20 protein-coding genes are annotated in these 21,874 nt (G+C 51.9%); 4 read left to right on the top strand and 16 right to left on the bottom strand.

Features of this window, described 5'->3' with window-relative positions:
* Nucleotides 1–5: 5 nt before the first annotated feature.
* The 15 genes from rnhB to rpsB all read right to left on the bottom strand — a co-directional run bounded on the left by rnhB (nt 6) and on the right by rpsB (nt 15,177).
* Complete coding sequence (rnhB, locus tag N0B36_RS11880; protein ID WP_019078405.1) at nt 6–602, bottom strand: ribonuclease HII; 597 nt, start codon at nt 600–602, stop codon at nt 6–8.
* Nucleotides 599–1,747: a lipid-A-disaccharide synthase gene (gene lpxB, locus N0B36_RS11875; protein ID WP_047498529.1), complete on the bottom strand. Its 1,149-nt coding sequence runs from the start codon at nt 1,745–1,747 to the stop codon at nt 599–601. The genes rnhB and lpxB overlap by 4 nt, the downstream gene beginning before the upstream one ends.
* A complete protein-coding gene (gene lpxA / locus N0B36_RS11870; RefSeq protein ID WP_003018525.1) occupies nt 1,747–2,535 on the bottom strand; it encodes an acyl-ACP--UDP-N-acetylglucosamine O-acyltransferase in 789 nt (262 codons plus the stop codon). The genes lpxB and lpxA overlap by 1 nt, the downstream gene beginning before the upstream one ends.
* Nucleotides 2,536–2,538: 3 nt before the next feature.
* Complete coding sequence (gene fabZ, locus N0B36_RS11865; protein WP_003018528.1) at nt 2,539–2,994, bottom strand: 3-hydroxyacyl-ACP dehydratase FabZ; 456 nt, start codon at nt 2,992–2,994, stop codon at nt 2,539–2,541.
* Nucleotides 2,995–3,097: 103 nt separating this feature from the next.
* On the bottom strand, nt 3,098–4,123 hold the full coding sequence (gene lpxD, locus N0B36_RS11860; protein ID WP_003018531.1) for a UDP-3-O-(3-hydroxymyristoyl)glucosamine N-acyltransferase: 1,026 nt from the start codon (nt 4,121–4,123) through the stop codon (nt 3,098–3,100).
* A 3-nt stretch (nt 4,124–4,126) separates the two neighbouring features.
* On the bottom strand, nt 4,127–4,612 hold the full coding sequence (skp, locus tag N0B36_RS11855; protein ID WP_016151765.1) for a molecular chaperone Skp: 486 nt from the start codon (nt 4,610–4,612) through the stop codon (nt 4,127–4,129).
* Between the two features lie 122 nt (nt 4,613–4,734).
* Entirely contained in the window at nt 4,735–7,149 is a 2,415-nt protein-coding gene (gene bamA, locus N0B36_RS11850) for an outer membrane protein assembly factor BamA (RefSeq protein ID WP_016151764.1), read from the bottom strand.
* Between the two features lie 29 nt (nt 7,150–7,178).
* Complete coding sequence (rseP, locus tag N0B36_RS11845; protein ID WP_016151763.1) at nt 7,179–8,531, bottom strand: sigma E protease regulator RseP; 1,353 nt, start codon at nt 8,529–8,531, stop codon at nt 7,179–7,181.
* Nucleotides 8,532–8,542: 11 nt separating this feature from the next.
* Entirely contained in the window at nt 8,543–9,400 is an 858-nt protein-coding gene (gene cdsA / locus N0B36_RS11840) for a phosphatidate cytidylyltransferase (RefSeq protein ID WP_016151762.1), read from the bottom strand.
* A gap of 12 nt (nt 9,401–9,412) precedes the next feature.
* Nucleotides 9,413–10,171 (bottom strand): (2E,6E)-farnesyl-diphosphate-specific ditrans,polycis-undecaprenyl-diphosphate synthase, encoded by a 759-nt coding sequence (ispU, locus tag N0B36_RS11835; protein ID WP_003018543.1) that lies wholly within the window; start codon nt 10,169–10,171, stop codon nt 9,413–9,415.
* Between the two features lie 312 nt (nt 10,172–10,483).
* Nucleotides 10,484–11,680 (bottom strand): 1-deoxy-D-xylulose-5-phosphate reductoisomerase, encoded by a 1,197-nt coding sequence (ispC, locus tag N0B36_RS11830; RefSeq protein WP_046275346.1) that lies wholly within the window; start codon nt 11,678–11,680, stop codon nt 10,484–10,486.
* A gap of 217 nt (nt 11,681–11,897) precedes the next feature.
* The gene (frr, locus tag N0B36_RS11825) at nt 11,898–12,455 is read right to left on the bottom strand and encodes a ribosome recycling factor (RefSeq protein WP_016151760.1); all 558 of its coding nucleotides are present in this window, start codon (nt 12,453–12,455) and stop codon (nt 11,898–11,900) included.
* 139 nt (nt 12,456–12,594) lie between these two features.
* Complete coding sequence (pyrH, locus tag N0B36_RS11820) at nt 12,595–13,320, bottom strand: UMP kinase (RefSeq protein ID WP_005132114.1); 726 nt, start codon at nt 13,318–13,320, stop codon at nt 12,595–12,597.
* Nucleotides 13,321–13,465: 145 nt separating this feature from the next.
* A complete protein-coding gene (tsf, locus tag N0B36_RS11815) occupies nt 13,466–14,317 on the bottom strand; it encodes a translation elongation factor Ts (RefSeq protein ID WP_016151759.1) in 852 nt (283 codons plus the stop codon).
* 134 nt (nt 14,318–14,451) lie between these two features.
* Complete coding sequence (gene rpsB, locus N0B36_RS11810; RefSeq protein WP_016151758.1) at nt 14,452–15,177, bottom strand: 30S ribosomal protein S2; 726 nt, start codon at nt 15,175–15,177, stop codon at nt 14,452–14,454.
* Between the two features lie 449 nt (nt 15,178–15,626).
* Between rpsB and map the strand changes: the two genes are divergently transcribed.
* From map to N0B36_RS11790, 4 genes are all read left to right on the top strand, one after another.
* Nucleotides 15,627–16,421: a type I methionyl aminopeptidase gene (gene map / locus N0B36_RS11805; protein ID WP_016151757.1), complete on the top strand. Its 795-nt coding sequence runs from the start codon at nt 15,627–15,629 to the stop codon at nt 16,419–16,421.
* Nucleotides 16,422–16,535: 114 nt separating this feature from the next.
* A complete protein-coding gene (glnD, locus tag N0B36_RS11800) occupies nt 16,536–19,208 on the top strand; it encodes a bifunctional uridylyltransferase/uridylyl-removing protein GlnD (RefSeq protein WP_016151756.1) in 2,673 nt (890 codons plus the stop codon).
* A 31-nt stretch (nt 19,209–19,239) separates the two neighbouring features.
* Nucleotides 19,240–20,064 carry a 2,3,4,5-tetrahydropyridine-2,6-dicarboxylate N-succinyltransferase gene (gene dapD, locus N0B36_RS11795; protein ID WP_003829186.1) on the top strand — a complete coding sequence of 275 codons (825 nt, stop codon included), beginning with the start codon at nt 19,240–19,242 and terminating at the stop codon, nt 20,062–20,064.
* Nucleotides 20,065–20,173: 109 nt separating this feature from the next.
* A complete protein-coding gene (locus N0B36_RS11790) occupies nt 20,174–20,560 on the top strand; it encodes a DUF3461 family protein (protein WP_003018562.1) in 387 nt (128 codons plus the stop codon).
* 42 nt (nt 20,561–20,602) lie between these two features.
* Here N0B36_RS11790 and cdaR read toward each other — a convergent pair whose 3' ends face one another.
* Nucleotides 20,603–21,760 (bottom strand): DNA-binding transcriptional regulator CdaR, encoded by a 1,158-nt coding sequence (gene cdaR, locus N0B36_RS11785; RefSeq protein ID WP_016151755.1) that lies wholly within the window; start codon nt 21,758–21,760, stop codon nt 20,603–20,605.
* Nucleotides 21,761–21,874 lie beyond the last annotated feature (114 nt).

The raw sequence follows: 21,874 nt of genomic DNA, 5'->3' as shown, positions 1-21,874 counted from the left end.
AAGAATCAGGACGTGAGTCCCAGTGCGCGTTTGACGGGGCCAAAACTACGGCGATGGTGCTCTGTTGCGCCATGCATTGCCAACTTTTCCAGATGAAAAGCGGTTGGATAGCCTTTGTGCTGTGCAAAGCCATACTGCGGGAACACCGTATCCAGGGCCGCCATTTCAGCATCACGAGTGACTTTTGCCAGTATCGACGCCGCGCTAATCTCCGCCACACGGCTATCACCTTTTACCACCGCAAGCGATGGCACCGGTAATGCCGGGCAACGATTGCCGTCGATCAGTACGTATTCCGGCGCTATATGTAGACCCGCAACCGCACGCTGCATGGCCAGCATAGTGGCATGTAAAATATTCAACTCGTCGATTTCATGTGGTTCCGCACGCCCCAGGCTCCAGCTTAACGCTTTTTCTTTAATCTCATCGAATAGCGCCAGGCGACGTTTTTCCGACAGTTTTTTTGAGTCGTTAAGACCGATAATAGGGCGAGCCGGATCCAGAATGACGGCGGCAGTGACGACCGCACCGACCAAAGGACCACGTCCAACTTCATCTACACCCGCCACTAAATGCGTATGCGGATATACAAATTCAATCATTGCGCTAACTCCAGGACCGCATCCGCCGCCTGCTCATCAGCGTTGCAACGGATCTGCTGATGCAGTTCACGGAATGTGTCGTGCATCGCATGGCTGGTTTTGCCATTCGCCAGCAACGGCAACAGCGCTTGCGACAGCGCCTGCGGTTCGCACTCTTCCTGCAACAGCTCTTTAACCAGTTCTCTTCCCGCCAGCAGGTTAGGTAGCGAAACGTAATCGGTCTTCACCAGACGCTTCGCCAGCCAGAAGGTGAAAGGTTTCATACGATAGCCAACCACCATCGGGCATTTTGCCAGCATACATTCCAGCGCAGCGGTGCCGGAAGCCAGCAGTGCGGCATCGCTGGCAACCATCGCTTCACGTCCCATCCCATTAAGCAGATGTACGGAAAGCTCCGGCGCAACTTCAGCTTTAATGCGCTCAAACTGCTCGCGACGTTTGGCATTCACCAACGGCACTACCACTTCGAGATCTGGATAATGCTGGCGTAACAACTGCGCCGTTTTCAGAAAATCGGCGCTGAGCATCTCCACTTCTGCGCCACGGCTTCCTGGCAATAGCGCCAGGCAGTGAACGTCATGGGGAATACCCAGAACATCGCGAGCCGCGTTTTTATCCGGGTCCAACGGCATGGCATCTGCCATGGTATGACCGATAAAGCGGCACGGGACGTTAAATTTGTCATAAAACGCTTTTTCGAAAGGCAGAAAGGCCAGCACCATATTGGTGGATCTGCCTATTTTGAAAACGCGTTTCTGTCGCCAGGCCCACACAGAGGGGCTGACGTAATGAATGGTTTTAATGCCCTGCTTTTTCAAATTCCCTTCGAGGGTAATATTGAAATCAGGCGCATCAATACCGACGAAAACATCCGGCTTTAAGTCGGTAAATCGGCGAGTGAGATCGGCGCGAATATGCAGTAAACGGCGCAGGCGTCCGAGCACTTCAACAATGCCCATTACCGCCAGCTCTTCCATTTCGTACCAGGCTTCACAGCCTTCGGCCTGCATCAGCGGACCCGCCACGCCAACAAAACGCGCATTGGGAACGCGAGCCTTGAGTGCACGAATTAACCCGGCACCAAGAATATCGCCGGAGGTTTCTCCGGCGACGAGGGCAATCGTTAAAGGACGCTGCTCAGTCATTAACGAATCAGACCACGCGTTGAGCGCTCAAAGAAGTCGCTGAAAGCCTGAACTTCAGGGTACTGTTTCGCCAGTTCCGCGATTTCCGGTTTCACTTCTTCCAGCGTTTTACCGCTACGGTACAACGCTTTGTAGGCATTACGAATCGCGGTAATCGCTTCGCGGGTGAATCCACGACGCTTCAGACCTTCGATATTGACGCCAAATGGCGTTGCGTGGTTGCCCTGGGCGATAACATACGGAGGCACATCCTGAGCAACGCCAGAACAGCCGCCAACCATCACATGCGCGCCGATGATGCAGAACTGATGCACCGCAGTCATGCCGCCGATGATAACAAAATCATCCAGCGACACATGCCCGGCAAGCGTGGCGTTATTCGCCAGAATACAGCGGTTGCCTACCGTACAATCATGCGCGACGTGCGCATTAATCATCAGTAAGTTATCGCTGCCCACCTTCGTCACTCCACCGCCCTGCACTGTGCCACGATGAATGGTGACGCTTTCGCGGATGCGGTTGCGATCGCCAATTTCCACGCGGGTCGGTTCGCCAGCATATTTCAGATCCTGGTTAACTTCACCGATGGAGGCAAACTGATAGATCTCGTTATCGCGACCAATTTTTGTATGGCCATTCACGACAACGTGAGACTTCAGTACGGTACCCTCACCAATTTCAACATGGGGTCCAACAATACAAAATGGGCCAATGTGAGCGTTAGCGCCAATGCTGGCGCCTTCTTCCACAATGGCAGTTGGGTGAATAAAGGCGGATTTATCAATCACGTATCAGGCCTCCCGGCTACGGGCACACATCATCGTTGCTTCGCACACAACTTTACCGTCGACCAGCGCAACCCCTTTAAAACGGGTCAGGCCGCGGCGCGTTTTCTCGAAAGTCACTTCCATGATCATCTGATCGCCTGGCACGACAGGACGCTTAAAGCGTGCTTCGTCAATACCCGCAAAATAGTACAGTTCACCTGGTTCCAGTTTCCCTACGCTTTTAAACGCAAGGATACCGGTGGCCTGCGCCATTGCTTCCAGAATCAGTACGCCTGGGAAAATAGGTTTACCCGGGAAGTGGCCCTGGAAGAAAGGCTCGTTAACAGATACATTTTTCACTGCGCGCAGAAAACGACCTTCTTCAAAATCCAGCACGCGGTCAACCAGCAGAAACGGAAAACGGTGCGGCAGAAGTTCTAAAATCTCTTCAATATGCAGAGTATGAGTGTTAGTAGTCAAAATACTCTTCCTGTCAAAATATACTAAAAGGCAATAATAACACGGCCTGTCGCAATCGTATGAATGGGACAGGCCGAAAAGTCAGACATGCAAAAACGGTGCTTTAGTCTTGTTGATTAACCTTGCGCTCAATCGCTTTGAGACGCTTGCTCATATCATCAATATTCATCACCAGTGCAGCTGTTTTACGCCATACCTTATTGGGCTGTAGCGGAATGCCTGAGGAATAGACGCCAGGTTCGGTGATAGGACGCATCACCATACCCATGCCAGTAACCGTGACTTTATCGCATATTTCCATATGCCCATTGATCACGCTGGCGCCGCCAATCATGCAGTAACGGCCAATCTTCAGGCTACCCGCCATAATGACGCCACCGGCTACCGCCGTATTGTCGCCAATCACAACGTTATGCGCAATCTGGCACTGGTTATCAATGATAACACCATTACCGATCACAGTATCGTCCAGCGCACCACGGTCAATGGTGGTACAAGCGCCGATCTCGACGCGATCGCCGATAATCACGCGACCAAGCTGCGGGATCTTCACCCAGTTACCGCGATCGTTCGCGTAACCAAATCCATCAGATCCGACGACAGTGCTGGACTGGATCAGGCAATTCTCACCGATCTGAATGTCGTGGTAAATTGTCACATTCGCCCACAAGCGTGAACCTGCGCCGATTTTAGTATTTTTTCCGACGAAGCAGCCTGCGCCGATAACGACGTTATCGCCCAGTTCTACGCCAGACTCAATGACCGCATTTGCGCCCACAGAAACATTATTACCCAGCTTCGCCGTCGCATCGATCACTGCACTCGGTGCAATGTTTTGTGCGGGCTGCGGCGTGGTATCTAAGATTTGCGCCATACGTGCATAGGTCAGGTAGGGATTCTTCACTACCAGCGCTGCACTCTTAGCAAAAGGAAGATCGTCCTGCGTCATCACAACGGCAGAAGCCTGGCATACGCCTAAGTGTTCACGGTACTTAGGATTCACCATGAACGTGATATTGCCAGTTTGCGCAGATTGCATGGACGCTACGCCGGTGATGACGATATCGCCATCACCGTGTAATTCTGCATCCAACTGCTCTGCTAAATCAGCCAGTCGAATTGAAGGCATTACTTATTTAACCTGTTTCAGTACGTCAGCGGTGATGTCTTTTACATCGCTGCTGTTGTATGCAACGGTGTTTGCGTCAACAACCAGATCGATGCTCTGACTGTTAGCAACAGATTTCACAGCTGTCTGGATACGAGTAACCAGTTTGCCACGTTCTTCGTTGGAACGACGCGCACGATCCTGCTCAAAAGCCTGAGCTTTCTGAGAGAAAGTCTGACGCTGAGCCATGACGTCTTTTTCCAGCTTAGTACGATCGCTACCCGCTTTCATGGATTGCAGACGCTGCATTTTAGATTGCAGATCAGATTCCATACGCTGCAGTTCGCTGGCACGGCCTTTGAACTCGTTTTCCAGCGTAGCAGAAACGCCCGTCTTCTGTGCAACCTGTTGGAACAAGCTACCCATGTTGACGATTGCAATTTTGTCAGCAGCCTGTGCGGACGTTGCCATCGCTAAACCGAGACCTGCAGCTAATAACCACTTTTTCACAATTAACTCCTTACCATCCCATTTGCACCCGAAGGTACAGTTCTTTGCGTGGCCAGGCGATCCCATGCAAGATCGCCTAAAGTCATCGCTACACTACCACTACATTCCTTTGCGAAGAACAATTACCAGGTTTTACCAATGTTAAACTGGAACTGTTCCGCTTTGTCTCCATCGTACTTCTTGAACGGCTGGGCGTAGGAGAAAACCAACGGCCCCAATGGGGACATCCATTGTAAAGCGATACCCGCTGACATACGGATATTGTTCGGATCGCTGTAGTCCGGATAACCAGAGTACTTAGCTGAATCCCAGTTCGTATCCCAAACGGTACCCATATCCCAGAAGAACGAGGTACGGACCGAGTTGGCATACTTGTCGCTGATAAACGGCGTCGGGGTAATGAATTCCAGGCTGGCGACAGCCATGGCGTTACCGCCCACCGCATCATCCGATTTACACGGTGAAGTATTGGTGGCGTCACATTCGTTATCGTAATCGCTATCGTTGTTATAACGATTAGCCGGTAAATAGACAGCCTTTGGACCGATGGTGTTGGACTGGAAACCACGCACGGTGCTGGAACCACCGGCATAGAAGTTCTCGTAGAACGGCATCTCTTTGCTGCCGATGCCGTCACCATAGCCCCACTTCGTGCGGCCCAGAACAACCCATTTGTGATCGTCATCGATCGGCACATAGGTCGCGGTATCCAACGTCGCTTTGTAGTATTCGTTGTCAGAACCCGGAATGGTTACTTTACCGTTCAGGTTGACACGCGTACCTTCCGTTGGGAAGTACCCACGGTCCAGCTTGTTATATGTCCACCCATAGTTGAAGGTGAAATCGTCTGATTTAAAGCTATCAGCGTCAGGATCCTTACCCATTGAAACCAGATAACGTTGCATTGCAACCTGTGGATCCATGTTAGACAAGGAGTTATGCACATAACCCACACCCGCACGCAAGGTGTTGTATTCGTTGATCGGGAAGCCGAGCGTTGCGTCAGTACCATAACTTTTGTTGGTATAGTCGGACAGGTCTGCATCATCCGCTTTAAAGTCATTGTAGAAAACGCGACCACCAAGGCTCACCCCATCAACGGTGAAATATGGGTTGGTGACAGACAACTCAGTATAGGTCTGATAGTCGTTTTTGGTGCCGTTGATGCCGACTGAATAACCGGTACCTAACCAGTTATCTTGCTGAACGCCAGCCTGGAAGCTCACGCCGCTTTCAGTACCGTAACCAACGCCGAAGTTAAAGCTACCGGTGTTACGCTCTTTAACCTTATAGACCACATCAACCTGATCCGGGCTACCCGGTACACGCTGAGTATCGGTATCGACAGTTTCAAAGTAACCCAGACGGTTCAGACGCTCTTTACCCTGATCGACCAGATCGCTACCCAACCAGGCCCCTTCCATCTGGCGCATTTCGCGACGCAGAACGGAATCTTTAGAGGTGTCGTTACCTTCAAAACGAATCTTACGCACGTAGAAACGGTTACCTGCATCCACGTTTACGCGTAATTTAACGGTTTTGTCGGCGTCGTTGATTTCAGGTTGCGACTGTACGCGCGGATAGGCATAGCCATAGCGACCCAGAAGCTTCTTGATATCATCTTCCATTTTGGTCACTTTGGTGCCGTTATAGAGTTCGCCTGGCTCGATTTTGGTCAGGGTCTCAATTTCGGCGGAGTGCCCAGCCAGGTTACCGCTCACCTGTACCCCTGAAAGCTTGTATTGATCGCCTTCAGTGATGTTAACGGTAATGTAGATACCTTTTTTATCCGGCGTCAGGCTAACCTGGGTGGAATCGATATTGAAGCGAGCATAACCGCGATCCAGATAGTAGCTGCGCAAGGTTTCAAGATCGCCCGCCAGTTTCTGTTTCTGGTATTTACGATCGCCCACCACGTTCCACCACGGCACTTCATCACGCAGTTGGAAGTGAGAGATCAGTTCGTCGGTCGAGAAAGCATGGTTGCCGACGATATTGATCTGTTGGATCTTCGCCGAAACGCCTTCCTGGAAGACCAGCTTGAGGTCAACGCGGTTACGCGGCAACGGCGTTACCACCGCTTTCACACTGGCGCTGTACTTACCGACGCTATAGTAGAAATCTTCCAGCCCTTTTTCGATATCGGCTAGCGTGGTGCGATCCAGAGACTCGCCAACACGCACACCAGAAGCCTCGAGGTTTTGCTTGAGCATGTCATCTTTCACCGATTTGTTACCGGAGAAAGTGATGCTGGCAATCGTCGGACGTTCTTTTACCTGAACCAGAAGGGTATCACCATCGCGCAGGACGCGGACATCCTCAAAGTTACCGGTGGCGAACAGAGCACGAATGGTATTACTGATGTCTTCATCATTAACCGTGTCGCCTGTGCGCACCGGCATACTGAGGAGAGCCGCACCAACGGCGACTCGCTGTAGGCCTTCGAAATGAATGTCCTTCACTACGAACCCTTCAGCACCGTATACGGTGGCGCTGCTAAACAGCAGCGACGCTATGAGCAACTTTTTCATCGCCATCGTTATTATGCGTTCTTCCTAACACTCTCTTACAACCGAGAGAAATCATTGAAAAGTGCAAGCCCCATTAACAACACCAGCAAGATAGAGCCAATGCGATAACTAAAGTCTTGAACCCGCTCGGATACCGGACCGCCCTTCAGCTTTTCAATCGCCAGGAACAGCAGATGCCCCCCGTCAAGAACGGGCAACGGAAACAGGTTGATTATCCCTAAGTTCACGCTGATAAGCGCAAGGAACATCAGGTAATAAATAACCCCGAACTCCGCTGACATCCCAGCCCCCTGGGCGATAGAAATCGGCCCACTGAGGTTGTTCAGTTTTACATCACCGGTAATCAATTTTCCCAGCATACTGACCGTCAGCTTCATCAACTGCCACGTTTTATCCGAGGCTTCGAGGATGGCGCTGAATGGCCCATACTGGCGTACAGTCTTATACTCATCAGGCAGAGGAATAACTTTAGGCACCACGCCCGCAAAACCCTCTGCCTTCCCGTTAACCTGTTTTGAATCTGGGGTTAACGTTAAAGACAAGGAACTTCCTTGTCTTTCAATATCTAGCGCTAACGGCTTATCCGGATTATCGCGCACCAGCGTCACGAACGTCATCCATTGCGTCAGCGGCTGACCATTGACTTTAACGATCCTGTCGCCAGCTTGCAAACCCGCCTTACTTGCAGCGGAGTTTACCTGCACTTCTGACAGCACCGATTCAATCTGCGGACCGCGTGGGCGAATCCCTAAACTGGAAACAGGATCCTCTTTGTCTGGCTCAAATGCCCAATGGCGTAAATCCAGCGTTTTGTCCTGCCGCTGGTTGCTGCCAAACTGCGCCACGCTGAGAGTCGTATGTTCATCGCCAATTTTGGATACCAGTTGTAATCGCACGGCATCCCAATCAGGGGTTTCGATACCATCAACCGCTTTTAGTTCCGTACCCGGCTGAATTTGCGCCTGTGCGGCAATCGAGTTGGGTGTTATTTCACCAACAACCGGACGAACGCCAGGGACACCGATGATAAACACCAGCCAATACGCGAAAATAGCAAAAAGGAAGTTGGCAATCGGACCTGCGGCGATGATGGCTGCGCGTTGTCCAACCGTTTTATTGTTGAAAGCGTAATGGCGCAGCTCCGGTGCGACCGGTTCAGCGCGCTCATCCAGCATTTTGACGTAACCGCCGAGGGGAATCAGGGCGATGACGTATTCCGTACCTGATTTATCGGTACGCCGCCAAAGCGCTTTTCCAAAGCCAATGGAAAAGCGTTCGACGCGGACTCCGCAGCGCCGTGCAACCCAGAAATGACCAAATTCATGCACGGTGATAAGCACACCAAGTGCAACGATGAATGCAGCCAGATTCCAGAGAATACTCAGCATAAGACCATCCGTTAGAGCGTCCTGAATACCAGTAACAACAGGCAGGCAAAGACCGGTACCGCAGCCGTCAGGCTATCAATACGATCCAAAATACCGCCGTGTCCTGGTATTAAGTGACCACTGTCCTTAATACCTGCTTCACGCTTAAACATACTCTCGGTCAGGTCACCCAGCACGGAGGCCAGGGCAGCAACGATGGAGCAAATAAGCAAGGTGACAGGCGCAACCTCAAGATTCGCCCACATGCCATAACCCCATGAGATCACGGCCGCAGTGGCGAGTCCGCCAATAAAACCCTGCCAGGTTTTACCAGGAGAAACCTTCGGCGCCAGCTTATGTTTGCCAAACAGCTTACCAAACATATAGGCACCCGAGTCCGCTCCCCAGACGAGGATCATGACATACAGCAGCCATAGCGCGCCACTATAATGATTCTCATCATAGTGCCATGCACGTAGCGCCAGCATTCCCCAAAAGAAAGGGACTATGGTTAACACGCCGAAAATTATGCGTAATGTTTTGGAATTACGCCAGACCGACGCAGAGCCGGGATAAAACAGCACCAGTAACAGCGCCACGACCCACCAGCCCAGCGACGCCCACAGCGATACTTCAACCAGCGGCTGATGAATATTGCGATGGTATTCCGGCAACAAAAATAGCATCAGTGCCAGCAGTAGCCCGCACAAAACAGCCAGCCAGACTCGCTGCGTACGCGTGGTAAAACCGCTTAACTGTCCCCATTCCCAGGCGGCCAGCATACAGACGGCCAGCGTAACAATGGCGAACCCCACCGGCGGCAGCAAAAACAGCGCCGCGATGACAACGGGTATTAAAACAAAAGCAGAAATCAGGCGATACTTCAGCAAAAGCGACCCCCATCAGGCTTTTTCATCACCGGGCTCGGTGCCGCCGAAACGACGCTCACGATTAGCAAAGGCATGCAGCGCACCTTCAAAGTCTTGTTCATCGAAATCGGGCCAGAGAACATCCGTAAAGTAAAGTTCGGCATAGGCAATTTGCCACAACAGAAAATTACTAATTCGATGCTCTCCCCCAGTCCTTATCACTAAATCCACAGGAGCCAGTTCATGCATACAAATTTGCTGCCCCAGCATCTCTTCATCGATTTGCTCTGGACGCAGCAGACCATCCTGCACCTGTTGTGCCAGTTGTCTGACTCCCTGGACTATATCCCACCGTCCACCGTAATTCGCTGCAATATTTAGCGTCAACCCGGTATTCTGGGCGGTAATCGCTTCTGATTTGCGAATCCGTTCTTGCAAACGTGAGTTAAATCGACTGATATCCCCGATAATACGCAGACGTACGTTATGGCGGTGCAGGTTTTTCACTTCGCTATCAAGCGCCCACACAAACAGCTCCATTAACGCGCTCACTTCCTGCGCAGGTCGGTTCCAGTTCTCACTGCTAAAGGCATACAGCGTTAACGCATCAATACCGTTATTGGCAGCAAAAGAGACAGCCCGGCGGACGGACTTTGCTCCGGCCTTATGTCCAAAGGCGCGAATCTTCCCTTGCTTTTTCGCCCAGCGGCCATTGCCATCCATGATAATTGCTACATGGCGACAACCATGTGCTGGCAAATTTTCGCTTAATGGTTTAGTTGCAGACAACATAACGCGTTTTTAGTCCCTGAAAGGATTATACGGTACTCAGGAATACTGAAGCCTTTTGCGCTTCATCCTTCAGGCTGCTCCTTCGTTGGCTGTGATCTTCGCCCCAGTCACATACTCTTTGTATGCTCCAGGGGACTCATCCACTTGCCACCTTGATGCAACCTGAATGATTTTGTGCATCCACAAAAAAGCCGTGTCAAACCACGGCTTACCCGACCGAAAAAAAACAAATACCCGCGATCGAGTGGCGCAGACTATATCACTGAAGCCCAACGCTAACAAATAGCGCGATTCTCCGAGGAGGGATTATCATCAGCTTGAGCGTCGCATCACTTCTTTTCTGGCGACTTCCCGCGCGATAGCATCAACCTTCAGCACGTCATCAACGCTCTGTGGCTCCTGCAAATCCATCTTATCCAGTACGGATAAATTCAGGTCAGCAATATCGGTAAATCGGATCTGCTGCGCCAGGAATGCGGCAACGGTAATTTCATTCGCTGCGTTCAAAGCGGTCGTCGCCGCCTGCCCTTGCTCAAACGCGTCCATCGCCAGTTTCAGGCATGGATAACGCTGGTAATCAGGTGCGGAAAACGTCAACGCACTGAGCTTGCAAAAGTCGACAGGCTTAACGCCGGACGTCACTCGTTCTGGCCATGCCATCGTATGAGCAATAGGTGTACGCATATCAGGTTCCCCCAACTGCGCCAGAACGCTACCATCCTGATAACGTACCATCGAATGAATAACCGACTGCGGGTGAATCAGCACTTCCATCTGGCTTGCATTGGCATTAAATAACCAACGCGCTTCAATGTATTCCAGACCTTTATTCATCATGGTGGCTGAATCGACAGAGATTTTTCGTCCCATCGACCAATTCGGATGACGACATGCCTGATCGGGGGTCATAGAAACCAGATCGCGCAATGGCGTTTCACGGAAAGGGCCACCAGACCCGGTAAGCAAAACTGAAATGACGCCATTTTGCTCAAGGTCAGCGTATCCCAGATTGTGTTGGATAGGTTGCGGTAAACTCTGAAAAATCGCGTTATGTTCGCTATCTACCGGCAAAAGCTGTGCTTTGTGGCGTTGCACGTCGTCCATAAACAGACGCCCGCAGGTCACCAGAGACTCTTTATTCGCCAGCAAAATGCTTTTGCCCGCGCGGATTGCCGCCAGCGTCGGTAGCAAGCCCGCCGCGCCGACAATCGCCGCCATAACCTGATCAACATCATCCAGCGCAGCCATATCACAGGCAGCCTGCTGCCCGCTCATAACCTCAGTACGACTGCCCTGCTCCAGCAGAGCTGCTTTTACCAACGCAGCGCTTTTTTCATCGTCCATTACCGCATAGCGAGGAGAAAATTCCAGACATTGCTCAACCATACGGACGACATTTTTACCCGCCACCAACGCAGCAACACGAAATTTTTCCGGGTTATGGCGTACTACATCCAGCGTACTGCAACCAATGGAACCGGTTGATCCCAGGATGGTTAATTGCTTCATCAGACATCCAGAAGAATTTTACTCGTCATATTTCAAGTTGCATGTACGTTGGCTCTCCTCGTTCACCCCTGTCACGCACGGGTGTACGCTCCCGGGGATGCCCTGCGTCGCCGCCTTCTGCAACTCGAATATTTAGAGTATATAGACAGAAAAAAGCAAAACGCCGCCATCCAGCCTTCTCAGGCCTTCTAAGCGGCGTTTTTAGCGTACAGGCGAATCAGAACTGCATCAGTTCCGTTTCTTTCTCTGCCAGCGCCGCATCAACTTTCTTGATAGCTGCGTCAGTCAATTTCTGTACGTCGTCCTGAGAACGGCGATCGTCATCTTCGCTGATCTCTTTTTCTTTCAACAACGCTTTCACTTTGTCGTTGGCATCGCGGCGTACGTTACGTACGGCAACGCGCGCGCCTTCAGCTTCGCCACGCACGATCTTGGTCAGATCTTTACGACGTTCTTCAGTCAGCGGCGGCAGCGGAACGCGGATGTCGGAACCCGCAGAACTTGGATTCAGACCGAGGTCGGAAGCCATAATTGCTTTCTCAACGGCTGGCCCCATAGAACGGTCGAACACGTTGATTTTCAGGGTACGGGAATCTTCAACCGTTACGCTTGCCAGCTGGCGCAGCGGGGTCGGTGTGCCGTAATATTCCACGACAATACCATCCAGCAGGCTAGGAGAAGCACGGCCCGTGCGAATTTTGCTGATTTGGTTTTTGAACGCTTCGACGCATTTGTCCATGCGTACTTCAGCATCTTTTCTGATATCGTTGATCACGTTACGAATCCTTGAAAGCTTGTTTCAGTCAGACCATACCCACCACGCAAGATGTGACAAGTATAGTCTTGATTAATTTTGAGGGACGTATCCCGCGACATTAAAGCGGAATATTACCTGCATTTAGCCGCAACGGGAATTATTCCGTGATTAACGTGCCTTCTTTTTCACCCATAACAACACGGCGCAGCGCACCCGGTTTGTTCATGTTAAAGACACGAATCGGTAATTTGTGGTCACGAGCCAGTGTAAACGCCGCAAGATCCATCACTTTCAGCTCTTTATCCAGTACTTCAGCATAGGTCAACTGTTCGTACATAGTCGCCGTTGGATCTTTAGCCGGGTCAGCCGTAAATACGCCATCGACTTTGGTGGCTTTCAGTACCACATCCGCTTCAATTTCAATACCACGCAGGCAAGCCGCAGAGTCGGTAGTGAAGAACGGATTGCCAGTACCCGCAGACAAAATAACAACGCGGTTGTTACGCAGCAGGCTGATTGCTTCCGCCCAGCTGTAGTTATCACACACGCCATTCAGAGGAATTGCGGACATCAAGCGAGCGTTCACATAGGCGCGGTGAAGCGCATCGCGCATCGCCAGACCGTTCATGACGGTGGCTAACATGCCCATGTGGTCGCCCACAACGCGGTTCATCCCTGCTTTCGCCAGACCAGCGCCACGGAACAGGTTACCACCACCAATCACTACGCCAACCTGGATACCCAGCTCAACCAGCTCTTTGATTTCCTGAGCCATACGGTCAAGGATGCTTGCATCAATACCGAAGCCTTCTGAACCTTGCAGAGCTTCGCCACTTAACTTAAGCAGAATACGTTTGTAGACGGGTTTTGCATTGGTAGCCATGTTTCTTTCCTGAGACTGTCAACGAATGAGATGAATTAATTCCGGCGACATTGTATGTCGCTTTTCAGCATGACCACTATAGCGGTTCGCTGAATTTACAAGCCAGACACAAAAAGAAGCCGCCCTCAGGCGGCTCCTTTAAAAATTAAGACTGCTTGGACATCGCAGCAACTTCTGCTGCAAAGTCAGTCTCAACTTTCTCGATACCTTCACCCACTTCAAAGCGGATGAAGCCTGTTACATCAGCGTTGTGCTCTTTCAGCAACTGACCAACAGATTTGCTCGGATCCATAACGAAAGGCTGACCAGTCAGAGAAACTTCGCCGGTGAATTTCTTCATACGGCCTTCAACCATTTTCTCTGCGATTTCTTTCGGCTTACCAGACTGCATCGCGATGTCCAGCTGAACCTGGTATTCTTTCTCTACCACTTCAGCAGAAACGTCTTCCGGCTTAACGAATTCTGGTTTGCTTGCAGCAACGTGCATTGCCAGCTGTTTAACCAGCTCTTCGTCAGCGCCAGTTGCAGCAACCAGAACACCGATACGAGCACCGTGCTGGTAGTTACCCAGAACTTCGCCTTCCAGGGAAGCAACGCGACGGATGTTGATGTTCTCACCGATTTTAGCAACCAGAGCAACACGTTCTTCTTCGAACTGCGCTTTCAGAACTTCAACGTCAGTGATTTTGCCAGCAACGGCAGCGTCCAGTACTTTGTCAGCAAATGCCTGGAAACCAGCATCTTTAGCAACGAAGTCAGTCTGGCAGTTAACTTCCAGAATGAAAGCGATGTTGCCGTCGATTTTGGTTTTGATTACGCCGTCAGCAGCAACGTTGCCTGCTTTTTTCGCCGCTTTGATTGCGCCGGACTTACGCATGTTTTCGATTGCCAGCTCGATGTCGCCATTAGCTTCAGTCAGTGCTTTTTTGCAATCCATCATGCCTGCGCCAGTACGCTCACGCAGCTCTTTTACCAGGGATGCGGTAATTTCAGCCATTCTAAAATCCTCGGAAGATTTGATCTGCCCGGCATGAAACCGCACAGATTTAAAAGTGAAAAAGGGGCCTAAAGGGCCCCTAACCAAACGTGATACTACCTGGTTTATAAGGGGGCTCGAACGAGCGTGCCTTATTATTCAGCTTCTACGAAGCTTTCTTCCGCCTGGGAAGCCAGATCCTGAGAACGGCCTTCACGAACGGTAGTAGCTACAGCGCCCAGGTACAGGGTCACAGCACGGATTGCGTCGTCGTTACCCGGGATAACGAAGTCAACACCGTCCGGATCAGAGTTGGTATCAACGATAGCAAATACTGGGATACCCAGGTTGTTTGCTTCTTTGATAGCAATGTGCTCGTGGTCAGCATCGATTACGAACAGAGCGTCCGGCAGACCGCCCATGTCTTTGATACCGCCCAGGCTGTTTTCCAGTTTCTCAAGCTCACGAGTACGCATCAGCGCTTCTTTCTTGGTCAGCTTTTCGAAAGTACCGTCCTGAGACTGAGTTTCCAGATCTTTCAGACGTTTGATGGACTGACGAACGGTTTTCCAGTTAGTCAGCATGCCGCCCAACCAGCGATGGTTCACGAAGAACTGGTCGCAGTTGTTAGCAGCTTCTTTCACCGCTTCGCTTGCAGCGCGTTTAGTACCAACGAAAAGGATTTTACCTTTACGAGCAGAGATCTTGTTCAGTTCAGCCAGAGCTTCGTTGAACATCGGTACAGTTTTCTCAAGGTTGATGATGTGAACTTTGTTACGCGCACCGAAGATGAACGGCTTCATTTTCGGGTTCCAGTAACGGGTCTGGTGACCGAAGTGAACACCAGCCTTGAGCATGTCGCGCATGGAAACAGTTGCCATGATTAAAACCTCTATATATAAAAGTTGGGGTTAAGCCTCCACGCATCCCATATTACCGACCCCAAAGGGCACCCCGGAATATGTGCCGATACGTGTGTGTTGTTACACAAAGTGAGATTTGTCGCTCCCGTCCATCGTGTGTAGTCTTCAAATGGATCGGAAGTCCGGCGCGCTTTATACCACAAATACGCTACCGACACCAATAATTGTTGGCGGTGCGTGCTGAATGAACGATGAATTTCGTGTTACAGGGAGGCAGCCAATTTTTGCATCTCCGGGAGCCTACATGCAGTAAGCGGCTGGAGTGAACAAATACAGCCAACACACCTGTGGCACGAAAGGCGAAGTTCAGAATGATTCTCAATTTGGCAGCATGTATGCCGGACTGATACCATTGGCACCACTTAAACAATTATTGCCGATATCATCGGCACTGATGGACAGAATTCATGGCTATCTCAATCAAGACCCCTGAAGAAATCGAAAAAATGCGCGTCGCTGGCCGTCTGGCCGCCGATGTACTGGAAATGATCGAACCGTTTGTTAAGCCAGGCGTCAGCACCGGCGAACTGGATCGCATCTGTAATGACTACATCGTGAATGAGCAGCAGGCCATTTCCGCCTGCCTGGGCTATCACGGTTATCCGAAGTCCGTGTGCATCTCTATTAATGAAGTGGTGTGCCATGGGATCCCGGACGACGCCAAGCTCCTGAAAGACGGCGATATCGTCAACATCGACGTAACCGTGATTAAAGACGAGTTCCACGGTGATACCTCGAAAATGTTCATCGTCGGCAAACCAACCATTCTGGGCGAGCGTTTGTGCCGCGTCACACAGGAAAGCCTGTATCTGGCGCTGCGGATGGTAAAACCGGGTATTCGCCTGCGCACGCTGGGCGCTGCGATTCAGAAATACGCGGAAGGCGAAGGCTTCTCTGTGGTCCGTGAATATTGCGGTCACGGCATCGGTCGCGGCTTCCATGAAGAGCCGCAGGTTCTGCACTACGATGCAGACGACGGCGGTGTGGTACTGCAGCCGGGCATGACCTTCACCGTAGAGCCCATGCTGAATGCCGGTGATTACCGCATCCGCACCATGAAAGACGGATGGACGGTGAAAACCAAAGATCGGAGCTTGTCTGCTCAGTACGAGCATACTATTGTGGTGACGGAAAAAGGCTGTGAAATTCTGACATTACGCAAGGATGACACCATCCCGGCGATCATCACACACGACGAATAATGTTTTGCCTGATGGCGATGCACCCGCATCTTATCAGGCCTACAAATTGTACTACTTCGTAGGCCGGGTAAGGCGTTCACGCCGTCATCCGGCTTTTTTAATGGGTGGCGCATAATGAATACTCTTCCTGAACAACACGCAAATACTGCCCTCCCCACCCTGCCAGGCCAACCGCAGAACCCCGGAACCTGGCCGCAGCACGATCTCAACTGCCCCGGCATTAAAGCGCATATCGACACTTTCCAGCACTGGTTAGGTGACGCGTTTGACAGCGGGATTTCCGCAGAGCAGCTGATTGAGGCCCGCACCGAGTTTATTGACCAGTTACTGCAACGTCTGTGGATTGAAGCCGGTTTCGGTCAAATTGCCGACCTGGCGCTGGTTGCCGTTGGCGGTTACGGGCGCGGCGAACTGCATCCGCTTTCCGATATTGACCTGCTGATCCTGAGTCGTAAAAAGCTACCAGACGCGCAGGCCGAAAAAGTTGGCGAACTGTTAACGCTGCTATGGGACGTGAGGCTCGAGGTTGGGCACAGCGTGCGCACGCTGGAAGAGTGTCTGCTGGAAGGATTGTCAGATTTAACCGTCGCCACCAACCTGATTGAAACGCGCCTGCTGATTGGTGATGTGGCGCTGTTTCTTGAGCTACAAAAGCATATTTTTAGCGAAGGTTTCTGGCCGTCCGATAAGTTTTACGCAGCCAAAGTTGAAGAGCAGAATCAGCGCCACCAGCGCTATCACGGCACCAGCTACAACCTGGAGCCGGATATCAAAAGTAGTCCCGGCGGCCTGCGCGATATTCATACCCTGCAATGGGTGGCCCGCCGCCATTTTGGCGCCACCTCACTGGATGAAATGGTCGGTTTCGGCTTTTTGACGCAGGCAGAACGTGCCGAGCTGAATGAATGTTTGCATATCCTGTGGCGCATTCGCTTTGCCCTGCATCTGGTCGTTAGTCGTTACGACAACCGTCTGCTGTTTGATCGTCAGCTCAGTGTGGCGCAACGCCTGAACTACGGCGGTGAAGGCAATGAGCCTATCGAGCGGATGATGAAAGACTATTTCCGCGTCACACGACGGGTCAGCGAACTGAACCACATGCTGTTGCAACTGTTCGACGAGGCGATCCTCGCCCTGCCCGCCGATGAAAAACCACGTCCGATTGATGACGACTTTCAACTGCGCGGCACATTGATTGATCTGCGCGACGACGACCTGTTTATTCGCAAACCCGAAGCAATATTGCGGATGTTTTACATCATGGTGCGTAATAGCGCGATCAGCGGAATTTACTCCACTACGCTGCGCCATTTACGTCATGCCCGCCGTCATTTAACGCAGCCGCTGTGCTACATCCCGGAGGCGCGTTCGCTGTTTCTCAGTATGTTGCGCCATCCGGGCGCGGTGAGTCGCGGCCTGCTGCCTATGCATCGCCACAGCGTGTTGTGGGCCTATATGCCGCAATGGTCGCATATTGTCGGCCAAATGCAGTTTGACCTGTTTCATGCCTATACGGTGGATGAACACACCATTCGCGTAATGCTCAAGCTGGAAAGTTTTGCTAACGAAGAGACCCGTCAGCGCCATCCGCTGTGCGTGGATCTGTGGCCGCGTCTACGACAGCCGGAGCTGATTCTGATTGCCGCGCTGTTCCACGATATCGCCAAAGGTCGCGGCGGCGATCACTCGGTTCTCGGCGCCCAGGATGTGCTCAAATTCGCCGAACTGCACGGGCTGAACTCCCGCGAAACGCAACTGATCGTGTGGCTGGTGCGCCAGCATTTACTGATGTCGGTTACCGCTCAGCGCCGCGATATTCAGGATCCCGAAGTCATTAAGCAATTCGCCGAAGAGGTGCAAACGGAACATCGTCTGCGCTTTTTGGTGTGCCTGACCGTCGCAGATATTTGCGCCACCAACGAAACGCTGTGGAATAGCTGGAAGCAAAGCCTGCTGCGCGAGCTGTACTTCGCGACGGAAAAACAGTTACGCCGTGGGATGCAAAACACGCCGGATATGCGTGAGCGCGTACGTCATCATCAACTTCAGGCGCTGGCGCTACTGCGCATGGACAACATTGATGAAGAAGCGCTGCACCATATCTGGTCGCGCTGTCGCGCCAACTATTTTGTACGTCACAGTCCAAATCAGTTGGCCTGGCATGCACGTCATCTGCTGCAACACGATCTCAGCAAGCCGCTGATCCTGCTCAGCCCGCAGGCCACGCGAGGCGGGACGGAAATTTTCATCTGGAGCCCTGACCGCCCTTACCTGTTTGCTGCCGTCTGCGCCGAACTGGACAGGCGCAACCTTAGCGTCCACGATGCGCAGATTTTCACCACCCGCGATGGGATGGCGATGGATACGTTCATTGTGCTGGAACCAGACGGTAGCCCGCTGTCGTCAGACCGACACGAAGCGATCCGTTTTGGGCTTGAACAGGCGATCACCCAGCGTAGCTGGCAGCCGCCGCAACCGCGTCGCCAGCCGGCAAAATTACGTCACTTTACCGTCGATACCGAGGTCACTTTTCTGCCGACCCATACCGACCGAAAATCATTTCTTGAGCTTATCGCTCTCGACCAGCCAGGACTGCTGGCGCGGGTCGGGCAGATTTTTGCCGATCTGGGAATTTCGCTGCATGGCGCCCGAATTACAACTATTGGCGAGCGAGTAGAAGATTTATTCATAATCGCCACCGCCGACCGGCGCGCCCTTAATAATGAGCTGCAGCAGGAAGTGCATCAACGGTTGACAGAGGCCCTCAATCCAAACGATAAAGGGTAATGTTTTTATTTATTATGGAAAGAGTTTAACAATGCAGCAGTTACAGAACGTTATTGAGTCCGCTTTCGAGCGCCGTGCCGACATTACTCCGGCAAATGTAGATACCGTAACCCGCGAAGCGGTGAATCAGGTTATTTCTTTACTGGATTCCGGTGCACTGCGCGTCGCAGAAAAGATTGAGGGTCAGTGGGTCACGCATCAGTGGCTGAAAAAGGCGGTCCTGCTCTCTTTCCGTATTAACGATAATCAGGTTATCGAGGGTGCGGAAAGCCGTTACTTCGATAAAGTGCCGATGAAATTCGCCAACTACGACGAAGCGCGCTTCCAGAAAGAAGGTTTCCGCGTGGTTCCGCCTGCGGCAGTGCGTCAGGGCGCGTTTATCGCCCGTAACACCGTGCTGATGCCGTCTTACGTGAACATCGGCGCTTATGTTGATGAAGGTACGATGGTTGATACCTGGGCGACCGTGGGTTCCTGTGCGCAAATCGGTAAGAATGTACACCTGTCCGGTGGCGTTGGTATTGGTGGCGTACTGGAACCGTTGCAGGCTAACCCGACCATCATCGAAGACAACTGCTTCATCGGCGCGCGCTCTGAAGTGGTTGAAGGCGTGATCGTCGAAGAAGGCTCCGTCATCTCCATGGGTGTGTATATCGGCCAGAGCACCCGTATTTACGATCGCGAAACCGGCGAAGTGCATTACGGCCGCGTTCCAGCGGGCTCCGTGGTCGTCTCCGGCAACCTGCCGTCGAAAGATGGCAAATACAGCCTGTACTGCGCGGTGATTGTGAAGAAAGTCGATGCTAAAACGCGTGGCAAAGTGGGAATCAACGAACTGTTACGCACCATCGACTAACAGCGATTTGAAAAAGCGGGCTTAGCCCGCTTTTTTTACATCTGCGAGTGGCATAAACAAGGCTTTTCGTTAATTATTCAATGGTTATAGTGAGCTTAAGGGTACCGCTATGTATGACAATCTGAAAAGTCTGGGCATTACTAATCCTGAAGAGATCGATCGTTACAGCCTGCGGCAAGAAGCCAACAACGATATCCTGAAAATCTATTTCCAGAAGGATAAAGGCGAGTTTTTTGCCAAGAGCGTGAAGTTCAAATATCCCCGTCAGCGTAAAACGGTTGTCGCCGATGGCGTCGGTCAGGGTTACAAAGAAGTGCAGGAGATCAGTCCCAACCTGCGCTACGTGATCGACGAACTGGATCAGATCTGCCAGAGAGATCGCAGCGAAGTCGATCTTAAACGCAAGATCCTCGATGATTTACGTCACCTGGAAAGCGTCGTGACCAACAAGATCAGCGAGATTGAAGCCGATCTGGAAAAACTGACGCGCAAATAAGTCGATTGTTGCCTGATAGCGCTACGCTTATCAGGCAATTAATCAATGCTGCTCATCCAGCTGCAACGCCACATACAGCAGCAGTCGATCGTCAAAATTCCCCAGATCCAGCCCGGTCAGCTCTGAAATACGGTTCAGGCGATACTCCAGCGTATTGCGGTGAATAAACAATGCTTTTGAGGTCGCCAGCGGCTGAACGTTATGTCGAAACCATGCCGATAATGTTCGACGCAGCAAACCGTTGTTATCCATCGCTTTCAGCCTTACCAGCGGGCGCGCCAGCTCATTGGCCTGCCAGCCGCCGCGCAGGCTGTCCAGCAGCACCGGCAGCATCAAGTCCTGATAGAAATAGCTCCGACTTTCCGGCATCCGCTGCTTGCCGACCATCATGGTGGTGCGCGCCGTACGATACGAACGGGCAATGCTGCCGGGCCCAGTAAAATAGTTGCCCAGCGACACGCGAAAACGCAGTTGTCCATTCTCTTTCATGCGGGCAATCAGTTGCTCAACGCGCTTGCGATGATCTTCAGCGTCCCAGCGACCAAACTGATTGAGCGCTGGTTTCAGCACCACCATCTCGGTCAGAGAAACAATCGCAATCAGATTATTACGTTCGGGTGTAGTCAACGCGTTCTGCAATTGCTGTAGCTCCGCCATCGCACTATCAACGCCAAGCTGACCGCTGTCGACCTCCACTACCGCCACCACGCGCGGCTGGTTCAAATCAATGCCCAATCGCTGTGCCCATTCCATCAGCGCCGGGGTATTCTCTTCCGCCTGAATCAGGTTCATCACCAGCTCTTCACGCAGACGGCTATCCTGCGCTAACAGATGCATCAGACGCGACTGTTCCAGCATCATTTCGGCGGTCATGCACACCAGTTCGCCATACTTGCGCAGATGTTCCGGCTCGCCGGTAAGACCGATAACGCCAACGATTTCGCCTTCCAGACGCAGCGGCAGGTTTATCCCCTGACGCACTCCATGTAAATGCCGGGCTACCGCATCGTCAATATCGACCACCCGACCTTGCGAAAGCACCAGCAGCGCGCCTTCGTGCAATTCACCAATTCGTTCGCGATCGCCGCTGCCAATGATCCGCCCGCGGGCATCCATTACGTTGATATTGGTATCAATGATGCGCATGGTTCGCGCTACGATATCCTGCGCCATTTTGGTATCAAGATGCCAGCCAGCCATAAACCCCTCCTGTGAGCAGAGCTCAAGCATAGGGAAGATAATAAGCGGCGGCATTGTGCAACTGCACAAAGCGAGAGGGAGAAGTATGGAGTTGTGGGAAGTATCACAAAAAGA

Origin of the sequence: Citrobacter sp. XY323 (genome assembly GCF_025106035.1) — a bacterium.
Lineage (GTDB): Bacteria > Pseudomonadota > Gammaproteobacteria > Enterobacterales > Enterobacteriaceae > Citrobacter > Citrobacter braakii.
The sequence above is the reverse complement of the archived record's forward strand: the minus strand, read 5'-3'. Positions and strand labels throughout refer to the sequence as shown.

Excerpts from the sequence above, each read along its gene's own strand:
- lpxD (WP_003018531.1), bottom strand. The coding sequence starts at position 4,123 with ATGCCTTCAATTCGACTGGCTGATTTAGCAGAGCAGTTGGATGCAGAA.
- lpxB (WP_047498529.1), bottom strand. The coding sequence starts at position 1,747 with ATGACTGAGCAGCGTCCTTTAACGATTGCCCTCGTCGCCGGAGAAACC.
- ispC (WP_046275346.1), bottom strand. The coding sequence starts at position 11,680 with ATGAAGCAATTAACCATCCTGGGATCAACCGGTTCCATTGGTTGCAGT.
- rpsB (WP_016151758.1), bottom strand. The coding sequence starts at position 15,177 with ATGGCAACTGTTTCCATGCGCGACATGCTCAAGGCTGGTGTTCACTTC.
- N0B36_RS11790 (WP_003018562.1), top strand. The coding sequence starts at position 20,174 with ATGTATGACAATCTGAAAAGTCTGGGCATTACTAATCCTGAAGAGATC.
- cdaR (WP_016151755.1), bottom strand. The coding sequence starts at position 21,760 with ATGGCTGGCTGGCATCTTGATACCAAAATGGCGCAGGATATCGTAGCG.
- tsf (WP_016151759.1), bottom strand. The coding sequence starts at position 14,317 with ATGGCTGAAATTACCGCATCCCTGGTAAAAGAGCTGCGTGAGCGTACT.
- map (WP_016151757.1), top strand. The coding sequence starts at position 15,627 with ATGGCTATCTCAATCAAGACCCCTGAAGAAATCGAAAAAATGCGCGTC.
- dapD (WP_003829186.1), top strand. The coding sequence starts at position 19,240 with ATGCAGCAGTTACAGAACGTTATTGAGTCCGCTTTCGAGCGCCGTGCC.
- pyrH (WP_005132114.1), bottom strand. The coding sequence starts at position 13,320 with ATGGCTACCAATGCAAAACCCGTCTACAAACGTATTCTGCTTAAGTTA.
- ispU (WP_003018543.1), bottom strand. The coding sequence starts at position 10,171 with ATGTTGTCTGCAACTAAACCATTAAGCGAAAATTTGCCAGCACATGGT.
- glnD (WP_016151756.1), top strand. The coding sequence starts at position 16,536 with ATGAATACTCTTCCTGAACAACACGCAAATACTGCCCTCCCCACCCTG.
- bamA (WP_016151764.1), bottom strand. The coding sequence starts at position 7,149 with ATGGCGATGAAAAAGTTGCTCATAGCGTCGCTGCTGTTTAGCAGCGCC.
- rnhB (WP_019078405.1), bottom strand. The coding sequence starts at position 602 with ATGATTGAATTTGTATATCCGCATACGCATTTAGTGGCGGGTGTAGAT.
- rseP (WP_016151763.1), bottom strand. The coding sequence starts at position 8,531 with ATGCTGAGTATTCTCTGGAATCTGGCTGCATTCATCGTTGCACTTGGT.